This is a genomic window from Bradyrhizobium sp. CCBAU 11386, from assembly GCF_028128955.1.
Taxonomy (GTDB): Bacteria; Pseudomonadota; Alphaproteobacteria; order Rhizobiales; family Xanthobacteraceae; genus Bradyrhizobium.
On sequence record NZ_LBKA01000170.1, the window covers coordinates 1 to 17,854 of the forward strand.

General features: G+C 60.0%; 15 protein-coding genes and 2 pseudogenes. 7 read left to right on the forward strand and 10 right to left on the reverse strand.

Annotation, left to right across the window (positions count from 1 at the left end):
- Positions 1-118 precede the first annotated feature (118 nt).
- The 8 genes from XI09_RS11055 to XI09_RS11090 form a co-directional block, all read right to left on the reverse strand.
- The gene (locus XI09_RS11055) at positions 119-1,099 is read right to left on the reverse strand and encodes an ABC transporter substrate-binding protein (protein WP_271566861.1); all 981 of its coding nucleotides are present in this window, start codon (positions 1,097-1,099) and stop codon (positions 119-121) included.
- 213 nt (positions 1,100-1,312) lie between these two features.
- A complete protein-coding gene (locus tag XI09_RS11060) occupies positions 1,313-1,603 on the reverse strand; it encodes a DUF1330 domain-containing protein (RefSeq protein ID WP_271566862.1) in 291 nt (96 codons plus the stop codon).
- Positions 1,604-1,896: 293 nt separating this feature from the next.
- Complete coding sequence (locus XI09_RS11065) at positions 1,897-2,349, reverse strand: cupin domain-containing protein (RefSeq protein ID WP_271566863.1); 453 nt, start codon at positions 2,347-2,349, stop codon at positions 1,897-1,899.
- A 566-nt stretch (positions 2,350-2,915) separates the two neighbouring features.
- On the reverse strand, positions 2,916-4,700 hold the full coding sequence (locus XI09_RS11070) for an adenylate/guanylate cyclase domain-containing protein (protein WP_271566864.1): 1,785 nt from the start codon (positions 4,698-4,700) through the stop codon (positions 2,916-2,918).
- 153 nt (positions 4,701-4,853) lie between these two features.
- Complete coding sequence (locus tag XI09_RS11075) at positions 4,854-5,813, reverse strand: ABC transporter substrate-binding protein (protein ID WP_271566865.1); 960 nt, start codon at positions 5,811-5,813, stop codon at positions 4,854-4,856.
- A 336-nt stretch (positions 5,814-6,149) separates the two neighbouring features.
- Positions 6,150-6,989 (reverse strand): ABC transporter substrate-binding protein, encoded by an 840-nt coding sequence (locus XI09_RS11080; protein WP_271566875.1) that lies wholly within the window; start codon positions 6,987-6,989, stop codon positions 6,150-6,152.
- A gap of 310 nt (positions 6,990-7,299) precedes the next feature.
- A complete protein-coding gene (locus tag XI09_RS11085) occupies positions 7,300-8,733 on the reverse strand; it encodes an alpha/beta fold hydrolase (RefSeq protein ID WP_271566866.1) in 1,434 nt (477 codons plus the stop codon).
- 114 nt (positions 8,734-8,847) lie between these two features.
- Positions 8,848-9,828 carry an ABC transporter substrate-binding protein gene (locus XI09_RS11090; protein ID WP_271566867.1) on the reverse strand — a complete coding sequence of 327 codons (981 nt, stop codon included), beginning with the start codon at positions 9,826-9,828 and terminating at the stop codon, positions 8,848-8,850.
- A 153-nt stretch (positions 9,829-9,981) separates the two neighbouring features.
- On the opposite strand from XI09_RS11090, the gene XI09_RS11095 reads away from it, so the two are divergent.
- Together XI09_RS11095 and XI09_RS11100 are read left to right on the forward strand one after the other, a co-directional pair.
- Positions 9,982-11,064 carry a class I SAM-dependent methyltransferase gene (locus XI09_RS11095; RefSeq protein ID WP_271566868.1) on the forward strand — a complete coding sequence of 361 codons (1,083 nt, stop codon included), beginning with the start codon at positions 9,982-9,984 and terminating at the stop codon, positions 11,062-11,064.
- 123 nt (positions 11,065-11,187) lie between these two features.
- Positions 11,188-12,050, forward strand: a pseudogene (locus tag XI09_RS11100) (ABC transporter substrate-binding protein).
- Positions 12,051-12,372: 322 nt separating this feature from the next.
- Here the strand turns inward: XI09_RS11100 and XI09_RS11105 are convergent.
- Positions 12,373-13,146, reverse strand: coding sequence for an SDR family NAD(P)-dependent oxidoreductase (locus tag XI09_RS11105; protein ID WP_271566869.1), 774 nt, complete (start codon positions 13,144-13,146; stop codon positions 12,373-12,375).
- On the reverse strand, positions 13,146-14,069 hold the full coding sequence (gene ku / locus XI09_RS11110; protein ID WP_271566870.1) for a non-homologous end joining protein Ku: 924 nt from the start codon (positions 14,067-14,069) through the stop codon (positions 13,146-13,148). The genes XI09_RS11105 and ku overlap by 1 nt, the downstream gene beginning before the upstream one ends.
- Before the next feature lie 167 nt (positions 14,070-14,236).
- Between ku and XI09_RS11115 the strand changes: the two genes are divergently transcribed.
- From XI09_RS11115 to XI09_RS11135, 5 genes and pseudogenes are all read left to right on the forward strand, one after another.
- Entirely contained in the window at positions 14,237-14,443 is a 207-nt protein-coding gene (locus XI09_RS11115; protein ID WP_271566871.1) for a hypothetical protein, read from the forward strand.
- A gap of 11 nt (positions 14,444-14,454) precedes the next feature.
- A pseudogene (locus XI09_RS11120) lies at positions 14,455-14,701 on the forward strand (hypothetical protein).
- A gap of 235 nt (positions 14,702-14,936) precedes the next feature.
- The gene (locus XI09_RS11125) at positions 14,937-15,173 is read left to right on the forward strand and encodes a hypothetical protein (RefSeq protein WP_271566872.1); all 237 of its coding nucleotides are present in this window, start codon (positions 14,937-14,939) and stop codon (positions 15,171-15,173) included.
- A gap of 763 nt (positions 15,174-15,936) precedes the next feature.
- Complete coding sequence (locus tag XI09_RS11130; protein WP_271566873.1) at positions 15,937-16,230, forward strand: helix-turn-helix domain-containing protein; 294 nt, start codon at positions 15,937-15,939, stop codon at positions 16,228-16,230.
- Positions 16,227-17,537, forward strand: a complete 1,311-nt coding sequence (locus tag XI09_RS11135; protein WP_271566874.1) for a type II toxin-antitoxin system HipA family toxin — start codon at positions 16,227-16,229, stop codon at positions 17,535-17,537. Before XI09_RS11130 ends, XI09_RS11135 begins: the two co-directional genes overlap by 4 nt.
- The last annotated feature ends 317 nt before the right edge of the window (positions 17,538-17,854 follow it).

Sequence of the window (17,854 nt, forward strand, 5' to 3'; positions counted from 1 at the left end):
GCTTCATCAGATGCCCCGCAAAATCGTCGGGAATCTTAGCGCGCGAATCACTTCAAACAGAGCCTTTTCACACAGCCTGGGCCACAACCGGACTCATGCAACGCAGCAAAGTGGGCGCTCATTCGATCACCTCGTCGGCTCGGCCGAGCAAGGCGACCGGAACTGTAAGGCCAAGTGAGTTTGCTGCTTTCGCGTTGATGACGAGCTCTATCTTTGTAACCTGCTGCACAGGCAAGTCTTCGGGTTTTTCGCCCTTCAGCGCGCGACCAACAATGTCACCAACTTGACGAAAAGCATCGGTATAGTTTGGTCCGTAGCTTATCAAGCCACCTTCTGCGGCATATTGGCGGATGAAATAAATTGTGGGCAATCTGTGGCGATCCGCCAGCGCGATTATTTTTTCACGGTTGTTCAGGAATATAGGATCGCTGTGCACAATTAGCGCAGCAGCGCCTTCGCCTTCCGCCCTTGCGAAACTCTGATCGAGATCAGTGGCGCCAGCTACGTTAAGAAAGAGCAATTTCACGCCGATCGCTTCGGCCGTTTGTTGCAAGTTCTTGAGAGGGACATCTCCCGATTTGATGGCGGTTTGAGTGTAGAGGAAGGCGATGGTCTTTGCTGCCGGTACTAAGTCGTGAATGAGCTCCAGTCGCTTGAAAATCAATTCTGGACCAAAAATGAAGACGCCGGTGACGTTGCCGCCCGGTCGGTTCAAGCTCTTTACAAAGCCGCTCGCGACGGGGTCAAAGCCGGTAAAGAAAATGATTGGGATTGACGAGGTCGCGGCCTTGGCCGCAGAAGTTGCCGGTCCGGTCAATGCAACAATGGCGGCCACGCGGCGCTGAACGAGATCGGCGACTAGCAAAGGCAGCCGATCCAATTGATCGTCTGCGCCGTGGTACTCAATGGTCAGATTGCGCCCTTCGACATAGCCCATCTCTGCCAACCGAGCTTTTGCCGGCGCAAAATTCATTCGAACAGCTTGTTGCGATGCACTTCCAAGAACGCCCACAACCCGTGAAGCCTGTTGCGCTTGCGCCGTCTTTGACAAAGAGACCGCAGCGCCAACGGCCGCCAGAATGAAATCGCGTCGCTTCATATGCATCCGTCCGAAGGCTCCGGCGGATAGTATCCCTCCAAATCCGTCTAGCAAGCGGGTCAGAGAGCTGCGGCATGTTCGCGTTGGGTCAATCGCGCCATTTTTGCAGTTGGCCCGCTACTTCCGATCTACCCCCAACTTCAGACATGTCGCTGCACTGCGCCAACCGAAGTGATGGGCTAGACTTCAAAACGTGCGGCTCTAAAGAGCCGGTCAGCCGAGGCCCTCCACACTGACCAAACGCGCGGAGCTGCAAGCGTCTCTTACGCTTTTCAGTCCTTGGTACGTTGCGCCGTTATAAAACGACTCCCAAGCCGCAACTGATGGGAATTCCAATAAGACAATCCTTCGAGGTTCCCAATCTCCTTCGTAAACCTTGTGAGCTCCGCCCCGCGCTAGATATTTTGCTCCGGCCATTTCCAAGGCAGGCTTTACGCCTGACATGAATTCTTGGTATCGCTTTGGGTCACGAATATCGACATCAAAAATCACATAAGCCGCCATTGCGGTCCTCGATCCATTTGTGTTGAAAGCCACTCCCGTCGGGAAGAGGCAACATCGAGGACTGTACTCACTTATGTCAAGTCGGATATCGGCTGAGGGTCAATCGCGTCGTTTTTGCAGTCGGCCAGTTACTTCCGGTCTGCCGTCAACTTCAGACATCGCGCGGCACTACGCCAACTGAAGCGATGGGCCACGAGCCGACATCACGCCTGTGGTTCGGAATGACGAAACAGGCCGCCAACTGAAACGGGCTCTCTTTTTAAATCAGTTACGCTTCCGCCGGTGGTGTCTTTTTACTTCTTGCGCGGATCGTCGGCTGGGTCGATGAAGTCGATGCCCCCCGGGCCGGTGAACACAATTTGGACGACCGTCTCCTCGTTTGTCGTCCAAACATAATGGGCGTGCTTCACCGGCAGCGCGAAGACGGAACCCGGCTTCAATATCTCGCCTTTCGAGGAGTCGAACTTCTCCCCCATGCCACTCCCGAAGCTGCCACTCATCACGGTGACGACCTCGGCATAGGGATGAGTGTGCGGGGCAACTTTATAGTTCGGAGGGAATTTCACGCGCTGAACGATCGTCTCGGCCTTCGTTGGGTCACCGATCAGGATGGCGGTTTGCGCTCCCTTGAAGATCGGATGCTCTTTCCATGTCAACCCATCGGGCTTGACCACCTTCATCGCGTCTTGCGCCATCGCAGAACTTGCAAACGCGATCAACGCGGCGGCGACAAAAAGCTTTTTCATCCTAACCTCCTCCAAAATGTGGCTTTCTATTTCCAGTTTAGCCCAGTCATTCTTTCCTCCTCGCCTCGAATGCGCCCTTGCGCACGCGCGCGATTGCGAATGCTGCTAACACCGGCGACAAAAAGAACGTCGGTTGATTTGAAGGTGCGGTGCCTGCCGACGGCATGATCGCTGCCCGTTCGTCCAAACGGGAACTTCGGCCCGTCCCGTTTCCAAGAGCAGCTCTTTCTTTTCAGGCTACCCCCCCTCAGGTGCCTACGAAAGGGAGTAAGATTCCCGAGACCCGTCGAGTTTTTAATGCCAACGCAATGACCGGTTCGGGTCAAAGGCGGCAGTCGAGGGCTACGCCGCCGATTTCCGGTCTGCCCCTAGCTGCGGACTTATGCAGTTTTCCGAATCTCTTCGCCTTCGGGCCAATCGCGTTGGTACGAACCCGCGGCCGTGACTTCCGGCAAGCCTTGATGAGCGGACGTGTTCCGCGCCGATCGCACGGTCCCAAATGGGCCAGCACAAAAGCGGCTTTGTTGCGTCTCTCGTCGGCAGCGGAACCATCCGCATGCTGGTGGTTACTGCGAGGATGTGGAAACCTCGCTCCAGAGAGCAGCGAGAAGCGCTGCGCGACGTCCCACCAAAAACTCAATCTCGTCCAGCGAGAGCCGTGGGCGCAAGCGTCGTGCTTCGTTCAGCGCTGCTACGGCCTCCTCCTTCCTGCCAAGTCCTGCCGCTACGACCGCCAGGACCACACGAGCGACATAGAACTGCGGATCGCGACGGCAGGCTGCCCGGACTTCCTCGTGGGCTTCGGTGATCTGACGATTCCTCGCCAAAGCCAGTGCATAGAACGTTCCCCAGAACCCCAACCGATGATCGCGGGGGCTGAGCCGCATCCCGTGCTGCAATTTTTCCAGGCCCGAAGGATCCATCTTCTCGAGAAAGCATTGCGCGGTCCCCAGCGCGACCCAAGCCTGCGCATTGCTGGGGTCGTTCTCGATCGCCCGTTCCAGTAGCTCGGTGCCGCGTTGCGAATCGCCCAGCTCTGCCAAGGCGCAGCCGGCATAGCCGAGGATTTCGGAAGCATCGTGCTCGATCGCCACCGCCCGTTCGGCTTCCCTGCGCGCTTCCGTCACGGCCGCGGTGCCATCTGCGACAAGGCCAAGCCGCGCGCCCAACGATAAAAAGAGGGCGAGCTGGGCGCGCGCGAGCGCAAAATCAGGGTCGAGAGCCGCAGCTTGACGCAACAGAGCGGCGGCCTGGGTCAGCGTTTCTTCGCTCCAACCTTTGAGGCTGATCATCCCCGCCCCCTGGCGGAAGCATGACCAGGCGCTCGGATTGGCGTCGCGCCGACGCCGGATCAGGGCAACTTCAGCGCGGACGAGTTCCGGTTCGATCCGGCTGGCGATCGCGCGCACGATTTGGTCCTGCAGTTCAAGGATGTCTTCGGCTTGTCCGTCGAACCGGTCGGCCCAGAGCTGTCCGCCGGTCGTCGCTTCGATCAACTGCGTGCCGACACGAAGCTGCCGGCCGACGGGCCTCACACTTCCCTCGATGATATAGCGGACCCCGAGTTCGCGCCCGATCTGGCGGCTATCGACCGAGCGGCCCTGATAAGCAAAGGCGGATTGCCGGGCGATGACGACAAAGCCGGGAATCCGTGCCAACATCGTGATCAAATCCTCGCTCATGGCCTCCGTCAGAAACTTGAACTCGCGCTCCTCCGAAAAACAGGTGAAGGGCAGCACGGCAATGGAGGGCCTGTCGGTGATCGCGAGAGGCTGGGCCGTCTCGGGGGACGACTTTATCGGCTGCGCCGGAGATGCGTTCGCATTGATTTGACAACGCCATGCGCGCATCGGTTCAGTGATGTTCTTCAAGACCTGCGGTCCCACATCGTCGAAAACGATATTGACCTTGCCGCGAATTTGCCGATGGGCGTCGTCGGAGATGCAAACGCCTCCGGGCTCCGCAATCCCTTCGAGACGAGCCGCGATGTTGACCCCATCGCCGAAAATGTCGTTCTCATCAAAAATGATGTCACCGACGTGGATGCCGATGCGGAATTCGATCGCGGCGCCCTTTGAAGCGTCCGCGTTTTGCGCGGCCATCTTGCGCTGGATCTCGAGCGCGCTTCGCGCTGCATCTACAGCACTGGCAAACTCGACGAGTACGCCGTCGCCCGTTGTCTTGACGATCCGGCCGCGATACGCGGTGATGGTAGGATCGACAAGAACGCTTCTGATCGTCTTCAGCCGGGCCAGAGTTCCTTCCTCGTCGGCACCCATGAGGCGGCTATACCCCGCAACATCCGCCGCCAATATCGCTGCCAGTCGCCGGTCTACGCGGTCGTCGGTCAAAGAATTCTCCAGATTTGCAACTTCAGCCTAGCGCACACCAAAGCACAACAAGCCGCGCTGGACTATGCCGATGTCTGCATCGGGGTCATAGGCCAACTACGAGCAGCCGGCTGTGAAGCATCCGCTGAGGGGGCCATTTGCGGACGTGGCCTGCTATTCGATTACATCGTCGGCGCGAGCGAGCAGCACCACTGGAATTTCGAGCCCGAGCGCCTTCGAGGTCTTGAGATTTATGATCAGCTCAAACTTTACAGGTTGTTCAACTGGGATGTCGGCAGGTCTCGCGCCCCCTATAATTTTTGCTACGTAACCGGCCGACCGGCGGTACATATCCGGAAAACTCGGACCATACGATAGCAGCCCTCCCTCTCTGACGAAGGCGGCACCATACCAAATCGATGGCAATCGATAGCGTCCCGCCAATTCGATCAGTCGCTTGCGATTATAATTCAGGAACGGAGATGCCATGGTTAGAAGAGCATCCGCTCCCTGTTCCTTCGCCTGCGCGAATGCACCGTCAAATTCACTGGGATCAGCGGCCTGAACAATCAATGGTTCAACCTTGAGCGCATGCGCAGTCGCCCGTACTTCAGCTACTCCGGCCGGCCCTACCTTCGGGTCATGCAGGACCATGATCCTTGTCGTTGCCGGTACAGCCTCCTTCAGCACTTCCACGCGTTTGGCCTCCAAATCCGTACCAGACATCGCCAAACCGGTGACATTACCGCCGGGCCGACTGAGGCTCTTGACGACTCCCGTTCCAATCGGATCACTGATGATCGCAAATACAATGGGCGTTTTGGTTGCAGTGGCTATAAGCGCAAGTGTCGTCTCGGAGCCGGCAGTGACGATGACATCGAGATCGCGCTGTCCGAGATCTGCTGCCAGTTGTTTGATGCGATTTGGATCACCTTCGCCCCACAGGTAATCAACCTCGATCGTTCTGCCCTCTACAAGGCCATTCTCAAGCAGACCTTGTTTGAACCCTTCGATCTGCCGAGGATCGAAGGCGCCCGGGCTCCCAACACCCAAGTAGGCGACGTGGGCGATATGATCGTTCTTTGATTGAGCGCACGCCGGCAAAGGCAACGCTGCGGCGCCAAGGCCGGCCATGAAATCGCGTCGTCTCATCATAACCCCGCTGAAAAAAGGCCGCGCGAAATGCCTATCGCAGCCCAGCTGCTGGGGCAACTATCCATGGCTCTCAGGTCAGGCGCTGACGCGCGCGCCGAAAGCGGCCAAGTCGCTACCGCGCCGCTAAGAGCTGCGATGAATTCGCGCCGCTTTATGTTGTGCATAGGCTTTCTTCCTGTTGCTGTTGGTGCCGCCACGGCGCAGTTGGAACGTCGTTGTGGCGGGCCTGAAGTCGGTCTATTTATTCGAGGACGGCCATCGCGTTGCTCAGCTCCGGGCCAACAACGGACTCCGCGCTGCAAAAAGTTTGCCTCTCTATTCGATAACCTCGTCGGCGGCTGCGAGGAGCGTTGGCGGCACTGTGAGGCCGAGCGTCTTGGCGGTTTTGACGTTGATGACAAGCGAAAATTTCGTCGGTTGCTGTACCGGCAGGTCGGCGGGCTTTTCGCCTCTGAGAATGCGATCAATGTAGCTCGTCGCGTCCAGGAACTGACCGGTCACGTCGATACCATACGACAGTAGGCCACCCGCCGCAGCGAAGAATTTGAAGCCGTAGACGGAAGGTATTCGGTGGGCAGCCGCTAACTGGACGATAAGTTGCCTGTTGGACGAGGTGACAGTGTCTCCGGGAACGATCAGGCCGCTATTCGGGGCGTTCCCCAAGGCCGTCAGAGCCGGCTCGATGATCGAGGCGTCACGCACCACGACTTTGGTGGTCTCGACAGGAAACTTCGACGCCGCCTTCTCTGCCGAAAGAGAAATTGCATCGCTCGACGACGAGTTTCCGACCATCACCGACACGCGCTTGACGCCGGGCGCAATTTGCATAAGCAGATCCACGAACTTCGCCCCTTCGACCGGCTGGTTAGCGAAGCCGGTGATATTTCCGCCGGGACCCGCAAGACTTTCGACGAAGCCCGACCCCACCGGGTCCGTGACGGTCGTAAACACAACGGGGACGTCGCGGGTAAGCTCCTGTAAAACTCGCACGGCCGGGTTCGCATTCGCAAACATCACGTCCGGCGACAATTTGAGCAACTCCGCTGCGGCAGTCCGCGCACGTTCGGTTTGTCCCTGATACCACTGATAATCGGTCCTGATATTGCGGCCGCCGCTCCAGCCAAGCTTGCTGAGGCCCTTCTCGAAGGCGACGATCCGGGCCTAAGACTCCGGATCGTCCTCCGAAGTAACCAGAAGTACGCCGATCCGGCGCATCTGCTGCGCGCGGGCGGAGATGGGCCATATCGCAGCCGCGGCGCCAATAGCTGCGATGAATTCTCGCCGTTTCATTCCCGCTTCCAATTCAATCTTAACCTCGTCACCGGTGTACTCATATAGCGACCGCAACCCGCAAGCGAGCTAAAGCGCAAATTTGCCAACCAACGCGATGGGTCAGAAACAGAACTTGACCCCTTGTGTCCAGACGAACCGGGATCAGCGGAGTGAAGGCTTGGCCGGCTGATCTTCATCCTGCAGCGATATCGGACTTCAGGAACGATTTTATTTCCTCGAGGAAGCGCGGGAAGGCAGGTTCGTCTTCCAGGATCAGGTGATTGCGGCTTTCGAGCGGAACGAAGCGTGCTCCGGGAATGCCCGCGGCCAGCCGCCGTCCCATTTCAAAGGGCACCCGCGTCTCATGACGCGAATGCATCACCAGCGTCGGCACGCTGACCTTGGCAAGCAGCGCCGTCACGTCGGTTTCGCCATTCGCCATGAGATTGCGAGCAGCGTCCTCGGGCGACGCCGAGATCCGCTGTAACTCGTTGAACCAGTCTGCCTGCTCCTTCGTGCCGCCCGGAATGAATTGCGAGGTGAAGAGCTGGCGGAATGCCGGATTTTCCTGGCCCCATCCGACGCGCACCAGCGTGAGCATCGCTTCGCCGGTCTCCTTGTCGGCCTGCGTCCTTGCCCGTTTCCTCCAGCCCACGGCGTAGCCGCCAAAAAGCACGAGACGGGAGACGCGCTCTGGATGGCGCACCGCATAAGCGATCGCTACCGCGCAGCCTTGCGAGACGCCGAGCAGCGCGAAACGATCGATGCTCGCAGCATCGACGACGGTTTCGAGGTCATCGACAAAGTGATCGAAGGTGACATCGGGCACCTCGCGATCGGAAAGACCGTTTCCCCGCGCATCGTAGCGGATGAGGGCGTGCTCGCTCGACAGCTCGCGGTAGAGATGCCGCCAGATCGGGCTTTCGAGGTCAAACTCGAGATGGGTCATCCAATTGCCGGTCTTGACGATCGGCGGACCCTGGCCGGTCTTGGCATAGGCCAGCTGCACACCATCTTTCGTCTGACAGAAGTGGATCTCCTGTGCATCGGCGGCAATCGGCCGCGCTGGCTCCTCCGCTCCTAAAGCCGCAATGTCCGGAAGCGACATGATGTCCTTGGCGGCAAGCCCATACACACCGACAGCGCGGGCGATGTTCTTCACCGTCTGCTCGCCGAGATCGGCGAATGCGAGCGACAGCTTGTCCCTGATTTGGTCGTTCGCCGCGCGCGAGATGCAGACGCCGCCGGGTTCGCACAAACCCTCGAGCCGTGCGGCAATGTTGACGCCGTCGCCGAATATGTCATCGCCGTCGATGATGATGTCGCCGACATTGATGCCGATCCGAAAGACGATTCGTCTGTTTTCGGGGATGGCTGCGTTACGCGCGAGCATCGCACGCTGGACCTTGACGGCGAATGCCACCGCATCGACAACGCTTGCGAACTCGAGCAGCATGCCATCGCCGGTGGTTTTGACGATGCGGCCATGGTGTTCCGAGATGGCCGGATTGATCAGTTCCCGACGATGGAACTTAAGAGATGTGAGCGTGCCGACCTCATCGGCCTCCATCAGGCGGCTGTATCCGACCACATCGGCAGCCAGCACTGCAGCAAGCCGGCGTTGCATCCCTCAATCCCCTCAACCAATCCTTCCGATACTACCATCGCACGCGACGGCCAGGCGGCGCAACGGTTGAAGCGATTTAGTCGGGACCATATTTAGGAGTAACGGCCAGCCTCTCTATTCGATCACTTCATCGGCGCGTCCGAGCAGGGAGGGCGACACTGTGATGCCGAGCGCCTTTGCTGTCTTCAGGTTGACAACCAGCTGAACCTTGGTCGCCTGCTGCACCGGCAGCTCGGCAGGCTTTTCGCCTTTCAAGATGCGGCCCGCGTAGATGCCGGCAAGGCGGTTCGCCTCGGCAAAGTCACCGCCATAGTCCATCATGCCGCCGGCCGCGGCGAAGGTACCACCCTGAAAAATGGCCGGGAGCGCATGCCGTAGCGCCATCATGGCGAGTTTGTCGCTACTCCCCGTGAAGAGAATATCTCCGCCGATCACCAATCCACCGGACCGCAATTGGCCTGCACGAGTGAAGACTCCATCAAAATCGGCCTCGGTGCTCGCGTGCAACACATGGAGCTGCAGGCCGAGCGCATGCGCCGCGGCCTGCATCTCCTTCAACTGGTTTTCCGTGGTGGGACTGTTCGGATTTACCAACAGCGCAAAATCTTTCACCGCTGGCAGGAGTTCGTGCATCAACTCTAAGCGCTTCGGTCCGACCTCTACGTTCAGAGAGGTCACGCCGGTGACGTTTCCGGCCGGCCGACTGAGACTAGGCACCAGACCAATCTGCACCGGATTGCCGATAGTCGTGAAAACGATCGGGATCGCCGTGGTCGTTCTCTTTGCGGCTAATGCCGCCGGGGTTGTGAAGGCGGCGATCGCGGATAGCTGGCGTTGGACCAAATCGGCCGCCATTGCGGGCAGGCGATCATACTGGCCCTCTGCCCAGCGGTATTCGATGGCAAGGTTTTGGCCCTCGACGTAGCCCACCTCGCCGAGACCTCGGCGAAATGCGGCCGTAAGCGGCGCCCACCCCTCCGAGCTCCCACTGCCCAGAACGCCTAGCACTGGCACTGGTGCAGCCTTTTGCGCTCGCACGGGGCCCGACCAAAATGCAGCCGCACCGGCCGTCAGCATGAATTCCCGACGCTTCATATCCACCGCTCCAAGGATCGCCGCGATCGATAGTATCTGCTCAGTTCAGTCCGGCAAGTGTGCGGCCTAGGAAGCTCTGCTCATGTCCGAGTCGGGTCAAAATGCGAAAAGCTCAGCGTGAACCAATCTAGCCATCCGACCCATTAAGCTGACATGAAAGCGAAGGCTCGCCACTTCGCTGATGGGCCACTTCCGGACGCCGAGGATGCTTCCGTCCGCCGGCGCTGTTATGATGAGGCGGTTTTGGGGATGGATCGTTCAGAAGAGGTAATGATCATGTCTTCAGAAGGACTGTCGAGCAGCGACGCCGAACGACTGCGTGCCTTCGAACGCCAAGGTCATGACGCTTTGGCAAAGAGTTATCACGAATTTTTTGCAGCGGTGACTACTCTAGCGACCGAGCCGCTTCTCGATGCCGTACATTTGCATCCCGGCACAAATCTGCTGGATGTTGCGAGCGGGCCCGGTGCTCTTGCGGCGGAGGCGGCAAATCGCGGCGTGCGCGCCGTGGGCGTTGACTTGTCCCCACGGATGGTAGAGCTGGCACGCCAGCTGCATCCTGCCATAGAATATCGTGAGGCAGACGTAGAACATCTCCCATTTCTCGATCATATGTTCGACGCGGTCGTCTGCGCCTTTGGGCTTGGGCATTTTCCCCAGCCGGAACTTGCTGTCGCAGAGTGCGTCCGAACCTTAGCGCCAGGCGGACGTATTGCGTTCGCTTGGTGGGATGATCCGGCGCGCCAGCGAATCCAAGGCGTCTTCCGTGAAGCCATCGCCGAGATCGGAGTAACGGTACCGAAGGACGTCCCACAGGGCCACAATGTGTTTCGTTTCTCCAACTCGGGCGAATTTCTTCGGTTACTAAACGGAGCTGGGCTCACGGCGGTGGCGGTCACCGAGCACACAGCCTCCTTTTTCGTTCCCGACACGGAAACTCTTTGGCGAGGTGGGTTGGGCAGCCTCGTTCTAACCGGCGCTGTCATCAAGCACCAAGACCAGGCAACTCAAGACTTGATCCGAACCGCGTTCGAACGTTGCGCTAAGGTCTACAAATCGGCCCATGGGCTGACGCTGCCGATCGCGTTCAAAATTGGCTCCGGCCAAAGACGGCTTGATGGGTGCTCGAGCGAAAGGTCGGCTATGGATCAAAATGCCAAGAACTCAGATCGCGTGAATCTAGTCCGTTCAGCCGCAATGAGCGGACCGTCGCCAGACGACGCTCAACTTCGCTGAGGGGCCAGATTCGGACTAGCTTTCGCGCGCAGCCATTTTATGATTGGTGCTTTCTATGTTGGTACTTGATCAATTCTCCTGGGGTCAACCATGCCTGCCAAACACATTCCGACTATAGGGATCATGATTGCTGGGACTGAGCGTCCCATTGAGGGTTTCAAGACAGGTCTCAAGGAACTTGGGCTTGTTGAAGGACAGACTGTCAGGTTCGAGCAGCGCGTTGCTAATGGCGAGCTCGGGAAGCTTCCCGCCTTTGCGGCGGAGTTGGCTAGCGCCAATGTCGATGTCATAGCATTGATTGGAGCCGTCACCGCTCGCGCTGCGCAAAAGGTGACGACGACTATTCCGATCATCTACTCGGTTGTGGTCGACCCGGTCAGCGACGGCCTCACCACAAGCATGGAAAGACCCGGCAGCAACAGACTGGGGTGACGAGTTTCGACCCGAACCAAGCGAGGACGCACGTTGATCTGCTGCGGTCAGTTTCTCCTAAGCTCTCGCGCGTGGCAATTCTTAGCGACAAGGGCGTATCCGAGTGCATGTCCAACAGCAACGATCAAGCCATTAGAGAACGCGGGCTCTCCTCGCAAATTTTGCGTGTTCTCGGACCCGAACCCGATCTTGATGGAGCCTTTGCGGCGATTAAGCGAGAACAGGCGGATGGTTTGATTGTCGTCGAAGAGCCGATTATTGGTCCGAACCGCATACGAATTGCACAGACGGCCATGGCCCTGCGGCTCCCGACAATTTTCCCGAGGGAGATGGCTGACGCGGGCGGCCTCTTCAGCTACGGCACGAGCCTCCGTACGGCCAGCCGGCATATGGCACAGTACGTAAAGAACGTTCTCGATGGCGAGAAGCCGGGCGAGATGCCCATCCGTACATTGTCCGCACACGAATTGGTGGTGAACTTGCAGACCGCTGCAACACTTGGACTCACTATACCGACAGACGTGCTCGACAGAGCCGTCGAGGTGATTCAGTGAAGCCTGAGTCCGCTTCGGGTCAACAACGGCAATGCTCTGATCGAGCGGAACATTTCCGCTTAGCCTCCAAGCTCGGACTTCTGCGCATTTATGAGTGCGCGCCCTAGCCGGCCGGCTCCGGAGAGCGGGGACCATGATGCGGCCGAGCGAGCTCGAGCCAGGCCTGCGCGACGCGGATCCAGCGCTGCCGTTCGAAACCATCGGCGTTGATGGCCTCCTTCATCGCCGCCTCAGCCTGTTTTTGAGGATCGAAGTCGCTGGCGGCGGGGGCCGTACGAATCCGGAGGACCGCGCTCGGACGTTTGAGGCCCGGCCTTGATCCCTAATCCCGAGGAAGCGCGACGCCGGTCAGCTCGCCCAGCTTCGCGACGAGCAGGTCCTGGAATTCACGATCGGCGGCTTCGCGCGCCGGCTGCTCCTGCTGGAGGTGATGCCAGTACCGGCCGCTCACCCTGGCCGCGGGATCGTCGCTTACGGCCAGCCATGCCTGGGTTCGCTGCCCGGTCTCGATGTCGACCGGCGCGCTGGGCCCGCCCATCTTCGTGCGCACCCAGCCGGGATCGACGGCATTGCTCAGGACATTTGGCCAGCGGCGCGTCAGTGCGAAAGCCAACGCCACAGCGTGAAGCTTGCTCTCGGCATAGGCCTTCGCGGGATCCCAGGTGCGCTTCGTCCAGTCGAGGTCGGCGAGGGAGCCCTCGCCGCCGCGATGCAGGCCGCTGCTGAGATAGATCATCCGACGGGGGCGCTCCATCAGCGCCGTCAGCATGTAGGGTGCCAGCGTGTTGATCGCGAGGACACCGGCGTGCCCCTCAGGTGTAGAGCCGCGATTTTGTTGCGCGTAGACGCCCGCGTTGTGGATGATCGCATCCATGCGGCCGATGGCGTTGACCTGATCCGCGATGCCCCTGGTCTCAACGACGCTGCGGAGATCGCCGACCACCACTCCTGTGGCCCGCGACGCGAGATCGCCGATGCTCGCCGCGCGATCCGCCGATCGGGCGTGCAGCACCACTTTGTGGCCCCCGCCGAGAAGCGACTCGGCCGCCGCGCGGCCGAGTCCGTCCGTGCTGCCCGTGATGAAGACGGTCGCCATCAGGCCGATTTCCGCTGCGGCTTTGCGGCCGGCTTCTTCGCAGCCGCTTCCTTCGGCTTCTTGCCCTCGATCGGCATCAGCATTTCCTTCTGCCCTGCCGATGCCTTGCGCCCCATCTTGGCGGGCTTGCCGGCCTTCGCCGGCGCGGCCTCCTTCCCGACGGACCGGCGCAACGCCTCCATCAGGTCGACGACGTTGCCCGTGGCCGGCCGCTCCTTCGGCGTGATCGGCTTGCCGCTCCGCTTCTGGTTGATGAGCTCGATCAGCGCGGTTTCGTAGTGGTTCTCGAGCTTCTCGGGCTCGAAGCGCCCGGCCTTCTGGTTCACGATGTGCTTGGCAAGATCGAGCATGTCCTTCGTCAGCTTCACCTGCTGGATGTCCTCGAAATACTCCTGCTCCGATCGCACTTCGTATGGATAGCGCAGCAAGGTGCCGACGAGCCCCTTGTCGAGAGGCTCGAGCGCGATGATGTGCTCGCGGTTGGTCAGCACCACGCGGCCGATCGCGACCTTATTCATTTCACGGATGGTCTCCCGGATCACGGCGAAGGCGTCGTGGCCGACCTTGCCGTCGGGGCGGATGTAGTATGGGCGGATCAGGTAGCGCGGGTCGATGTCGGTCTTGTCGACGAACTCGTCGATCTCGATGGTGCGCGTGGATTCGAGCGCGATCTCCTCGAGCTCCTCCTTCGTCACCTCGATGAACTGGTCCTTCTCCAGCTGGTAGCCCTTGACGATGTCCTCGTTCGGCACCTCGTCGCCGGTGTCGGCGTCGACCTTCAGGTACTTGATGCGGTGCCCGGTCTGCCGGTTGAGCTGGTTGAACGAGATCTTCTCGCTCTCGGAGGTGGCCGGGTAGAGCGCGACCGGGCAGGTCACCAGGGACAGTCTCAGGAAGCCTTTCCAGTTGGCGCGGGGGGCCATGTACGCAGAACTCCGATTGGGGATGGCTTGGATTCAAGACGAACGGGCGAGGCCGGTTCCGACAGGCCGCTTGTCACCGAGGAAGATTCATCCGCTCGGCCGGCTGGTGCCAGCGGAATCCGATGGAGAAGGATTGACTCCGTCGGAACAAATGAAGAACATAGGCCATGCCCGCCGCTGCACCCGAACCTGCCGCGCCCGCCGAGGGCGATCTCGACCTCGCCGCCGACCAGGCGATCGCAGCCTGCGGCGGGGACGCCCGGGAGGCCGTGAAGGCTCTGCTCGCGGCCAACGACTTTCTTGAGGCCCAGCTGGACGGGCTCCGAAAGAAGGTCTCGGCAGGTTACGCCCGGGGACGGTTTCCAGGCGCATAGGAGTGAGCCAGATGACTGACGTGACCTACTACGTCGCTCTGCCGTTCGTTTTCTCCGACGACGGCGTGGCTGCCAGCGAGGCGGCCGAGTGCCTCAGCGCCAACGCCGCCGTCATGCGGGCCGAGGCGCTGTCCCGCAAGCCGGGCCATGCCGGCGCCATCGTTCTCACGGACCGGGGATCCTTCCAGCGGCGACTTCAGCGACGCCAAGCTGATCCGCAAGTTCGGCGACGTGCCGGACGACCTGAGCGCGTTGTGAGGCGCCATGAAGGTTGCCGAGAGCTGATCGAGCTGCTGCGCGCTCACCCGCCCGAACGGAGGGTCGTGCTGCGCGGGTACGAGCAGGGCTACGCCGACGTCAGCGGCGTGCGAGAGCGGCCGCTCAAGCTGGACGTCGACGGCCGATGGTGGAACGGGTCGCACCAAACCGCCGAGGCGGAAGCGGAGGAAATGGCGTCGAGATCGTCAGGATCGATCGGGATCCGGACTAACTGATGTCGAAGCCAAGCGACTCCTCGCAGCGAAGACTCGACTGGCTCCGCAATGAGATCGAGCGCATGCGCGGTCAGCTCCGCGCGCAGGAGCGCGAAATCCGAATGCTACAGCGAGCCGGCGTCCCGACGGCATCGGCCGAGCTCCTGCTGGCGCGCATGCGGGCGAAGCTCGAAGACCTCTGCCGCCAACGTGACGCGCTGCGGAACGGCGCCATCGCCGCAGCCACGCTAAGTTGAGATGGCTCAAAGCGAACGGTCGCGGTCGGAGTAGAGTTGAGTCCGTACCGAGCGGCAAGAGCGCGCTCCGGTGCTGTTACGGTTGCGGAGACCCGGACTCCTAGGCACTCCGGGCTCCGCTCTATCTTTGCGACCGCAGTTACGGCGTCGGCTCCGAGAGCGACCCGTGGGCACGTTCGAGGGAACGAAACCCGGGACTGCGGGTTGACCGCGAAAGCATTTGGACAGTTTGAGAGCAAGGTCGGCCTCGGCAGCAATACGGTTGCCGAGGCCGATTCAGTCATGGCTACTTTGCCGGCGGCCGCGGCGGACATTGGATGATGAAGCCCTTCACCCGCTCCGGGTGTGTGTAGCGGCTCCGAACTTTGCCCCTATCGGCGCCCAACCGTGACCCCAGGCCGATGCCGATTTCCTTTGCAGCAGCAAGAGCTTCAAACGCTATGGATGGGGTCAATGTTGGAAGCCGCTTGGGGTCAAATGCTACGCCGATTCACATACTGGGCACTGTTCGTGACTACCGCCCTTGAGCTTCGCCCAGGCGGGCATACTCCCGCACCCCGTGGCTGCGCCGGCCTCGAGGGCCCGGTTAATTGCCCGGCCGGCAGGTAGTCCGGTATCCAGGGAAAATCGGCCTTAGCCAGCTCGGTTCAGCATTAGTTTTAAAGCATACTTCAGGGATATTAGTTAAATCTCATGTAAACGAGATATTGCGTATAACTCATATCCCGTCTATATGTGCTAAAACTCATAAAGAGGCGGCCCAATGATTTTGAAAACGATCGCCGATCTTGGCCTAGCCATGAGACAGGCCCGCAATCGGCGGAACCTGACCCAGAAGCAGCTCGCTGTGAAGCTTGGCACAAATCAGGAGTGGATTTCCCTGTTCGAGACCGGGCGAGTCGAGAATCCAAGCCTCGGAACGGTGCTCAAGGCGTTCGCCATCCTGGGCGTCGATCTGAGCATCGACAGCCTTCCCGGAGCCGATCGGGATGAGCCCTTCAACACGGGTGATCTCGCGCTCGACGAGCCGAGCTTCCTCAAAGGACCGGGCCGATGAGCAAAATCCTGAATGTCCTGATGGGCGGCGTCCCGATCGGCCGCCTCGAGCAGATGGATACCGGCGTACTTGGTCTCGAGTATGCCGACCGCTGGCTCGCGGCGGACAGGATCCAGATTCCGCTTTCCATGTCCCTGCCACTGGCCGCCAAGAAGCACTCTGGCGCCAAAGTGGCAAACTATCTTTGGAATCTGCTTCCCGACAACGATCAGACCCTGCAGAAGTGGGGGCAGATCCATGGCGTGTCGCCGAACAGCGCGTTCGCTCTGCTGTCGAAAGTCGGCGAGGATTGCGCGGGCGCGATTCAGATCGTCACCGACGAATGGATGGCCGCCAACGCCAACTCGGCCGGTGAGGTCCAGTGGATCGACGAAGCGGAGATCGCAAATCGCCTCAAGCGCCTTCGCGAAGAAAGGACGTGGACGGGACGCCGCGACGGCGACCGGGGGCACTTCAGTCTCGCCGGCGCGCAGCCGAAGATGGCCTTGCTGTTCGACGGAAAGAGGTGGGGTGTACCGAGCGGGCGCCGCGCGACCACGCACATTCTCAAGCCGCCCATGCCTCATCTCCGAGGCACGCCCGAGAACGAGTATGCCTGCTTGCGTCTGGCGAGCCACATAGGAATCACGTCGGCCGAAGTGAAGGTTGGAAAGTTCGGTGAAGAGGTCGCGATCGTCGTCACCAGATACGACCGACAGATCGGTGCCGACGGAGTGGTCCGACGCTTTCACCAGGAGGACATGTGCCAGGCGCTTGGTGTGCATCCCGCCATTAAGTACCAGAGCGAAGGCGGCCCCTCGATCGAGCAGATCTCCAACCAAGTGTTGCGCTACGCCACCGACCCCGAAGCGGACAAGGCGAAGTTCGCCGAAATGATCGCGTTCAATTTCCTGGTGCTCGGTACCGACGCCCACGCGAAGAACTTCTCTGTCGTCCACCTTCCGGGGCGAAGGATGTATCTCGCACCGATGTACGACGTCCTGAGCTTCGTGCCCTACGACGACGACGAACATGAGCGGCGCAGGCTTCGAATGGCGATGAAGATCGGAGGCTACTACAAGTTCTCTGAGATCCAGCCGCGGCATTGGGAGCGCCAGGCCAAGTGCATGCAGATGGATCCCGACGCGATGATCGCGCGGTTGGTCGTGCTCGGCGACAAGATACCGGACGCATTGAGCGACGTCGTGAAGGAAGCCCGGCACGCCGGGTTGAAGGAACCGGTGCTCGATACGATGCTAGACGGTATCTCGGCCCGCTGCGATGCAATCGTCAAACAATACGGAGCGACCACCGCGCCGGCGCCGTGACCTGAGTTGCCAGCTCAACCTCTGTCCTCTGCGGCATCGCTTGAGCAACGGGTGCACAGGTTAAAAAGCAAGAAGGATAGTGAGGACGGTTTACAATCCCTGCTTCTTACGTCTCGTTTGCGCTATAATTTCAGGCGAGGTTGTAAACTGCACTCATTGGAATCCCTAAATAAATTGGTGGGACCACCTTTCTTTTAATCACGGGGTCCTGGGTTCGAGCCCCAGCGCGCTCACCAAAAGATTAAATATTTTCAAAGACCTAAGTCCGCAATGTTAATGCGGTCGCATGAGCGCGATTTCCATGCAACGCCGATGCA